1 rRNA gene (running past one end of the window) is annotated in these 2,508 nt (G+C 49.2%); it reads right to left on the bottom strand.

The annotated features are described in order from the left end of the window. Nucleotides 1-2,508, bottom strand: a 23S ribosomal RNA gene (locus KTO63_RS26180) (its annotated part continues 320 nt past the right edge of the window); the annotation flags it as partial.

Genomic DNA, 2,508 nt, shown 5'->3' with positions numbered 1-2,508 from the left:
ACCTTTACACCTGTAGCCTATCAACGTCATAGTCTTTGACGACCCTTAAAAGTAAACTCATCTTAAGGAAGGTTTCACGCTTAGATGCTTTCAGCGTTTATCCTGTCCGTACTTAGCTACTCTGCACTGCACCTGGCGGCACAACAGATACACCAGCGGTACGTACGACCCGGTCCTCTCGTACTAAGGTCATGTCCTCTCAATTTACTAGCGCCCATCACAGATAGGGACCGAACTGTCTTGCGACGTTCTGAACCCAGTTCACGTGCCACTTTAATCGGCGAACAGCCGAACCCTTGGGACCTTCTCCAGCCCCAGGATGTGACGAACCGACATCGAGGTGCCAAACCTCCCCGTCGATATGAGCTCTTGGGGGAGATCAGCCTGTTATCCCCAGAGTACCTTTTATCCTTTGAGCGATGGCCCTTCCATACAGAACCACCGGATCACTTTAGCCTGCTTTCGCACCTGCTCGACGCGTTTGTCTCACAGTCAAGCACCCTTTTACTAATGCGCTCTGCGTACGATTACCAACCGTACTGAGGGTACCTTTGCGAGCCTCCGTTACTTTTTAGGAGGCGACCACCCCAGTCAAACTACCCACCATGCAATGTCTCCCTTTAGGGATTAGATTCTAAGTAACAGAAGGTTGGTATTTCAACGTTGACTCCACAACCCCTGGCGAGGCCGCTTCATAGTCTCCCAACTATCCTACACATCTGTCACTCAAAAGCAATGCAAAGTTGTAGTGAAGGTTCATGGGGTCTTTCCGTCCCGTGACGGGTAACCGGCATCTTCACCGATACTACAATTTCACCGGGCTCGCGGAGGAGACAGTATTCAACTCATTAGACCATTCGTGCAGGTCGGAACTTACCCGACAAGGAATTTCGCTACCTTAGGACCGTTATAGTTACGGCCGCCGTTTACTGGGGCTTCAGTCAGGAGCTTTGGCTTGCGCCGAACACCCTTCCTTAACCTTCCAGCACCGGGCAGGTATCAGGCTCTATACGTCATCTTACGATTTTGCAGGGCCCTGTGTTTTTGTTAAACAGTTGGTTGAATCATTTTACTGAGACCGCATCACTGCGGTACGCTTTATCCCGAAGTTACAGCGTCAATTTGCCTAGTTCCTTCTCCGCGGCTCACCCGAGCGCCTTAGAATATTCATCCCGTCCACCTGTGTCGGTTTACGGTACGGGCTGCTTACACCTAACCTTAGAGGTTTTTCTCGGAGGCTTGTTTAGGATCACTATCCATCCGGCCGAAGCTTTCTGGTACTATCACCTTCGACATCTCTTGCGGATTTGCCTACAAAAGATATATCTACGGGCTTTAACGATCTATTCCGTAAGATCGCGGATCTTTCACTTCCCCGTTACCCCATCGAAATATAAGCAGGTACTGGAATATTAACCAGTTTGCCATCAGCTGCCCCTTTCGGGTTCGCCTAAGGACCCGACTAACCCTGATCCGATTAACGTTGATCAGGAAACCTTGGACTTACGGCGATAAAGTTTTTCACTTTATTTATCGTTACTTATGCCTACATTTTCTTTTGAAACCACTCCAGCAACAGTCGCCTGTCACCTTCAACGTTGTTTCAATGCTCCCCTACCGAATACACACCTAGTGTGCATCTTAGAGCTTCGGTTCGTAGTTTGATGCCCGATTATTTTCCGTGCAGAGTCTCTCGACCAGTGAGCTGTTACGCACTCTTTAAATGAATGGCTGCTTCCAAGCCAACATCCTGGCTGTTATTGAAACTCCACCTCGTTTGATCAACTTAACTACGTATTAGGGACCTTAGCTGCTAATCTGGGTTATTTCCCTCTCGGCCATGGACCTTAGCGCCCACAGCCTCACTGCTGCAGATATTTATTAGCATTCGGAGTTTGTCAGGGTTTGGTAGGCGGTGAAGCCCCCTAGCCCAATCAGTAGCTCTACCTCTAATAAACTTCTATATGCAACGCTGTTCCTAAAAACATTTCGGGGAGAACGAGCTATCTCTCAGTTTGATTGGCCTTTCACCCCTATCCACAAGTCATCCCATAACTTTTCAACGTTAATGAGTTCGGTCCTCCAGTGTGTGTTACCACACCTTCAACCTGCTCATGGATAGATCACAAAGTTTCGCGTCTACCCCCACTGACTATACGCCCTGTTTGGACTCGCTTTCGCTACGGCTCCGTAACTTAAGTACTTAACCTCGCCAGTGAGGAGTAACTCGTAGGCTCATTATGCAAAAGGCACGCCGTCACCATTGCTGGCTCCGACCGCTTGTAGGCGCACGGTTTCAGGTACTATTTCACTCCCTTATTCAGGGTGCTTTTCACCTTTCCCTTACGGTACTGGTTCACTATCGGTGTCTGAGGAGTATTTAGCCTTACCGGATGGTGCCGGCAGTTTCAGGCAGGATTCCTCCGGTCCCGCCTTACTCAGGATACTGCTCGTCCCTGTCAATTTGTGCCTACGCGATTTTCACGCTCTGTGATTCTTCTTTCCAAA

Origin of the sequence: Pinibacter aurantiacus, from assembly GCF_019130065.1 — a bacterium.
In the GTDB taxonomy this organism is placed as follows: Bacteria; Bacteroidota; Bacteroidia; order Chitinophagales; family Chitinophagaceae; genus Pinibacter; species Pinibacter aurantiacus.
The sequence above is the reverse complement of the archived record's forward strand: the minus strand, read 5'-3'. Positions and strand labels throughout refer to the sequence as shown.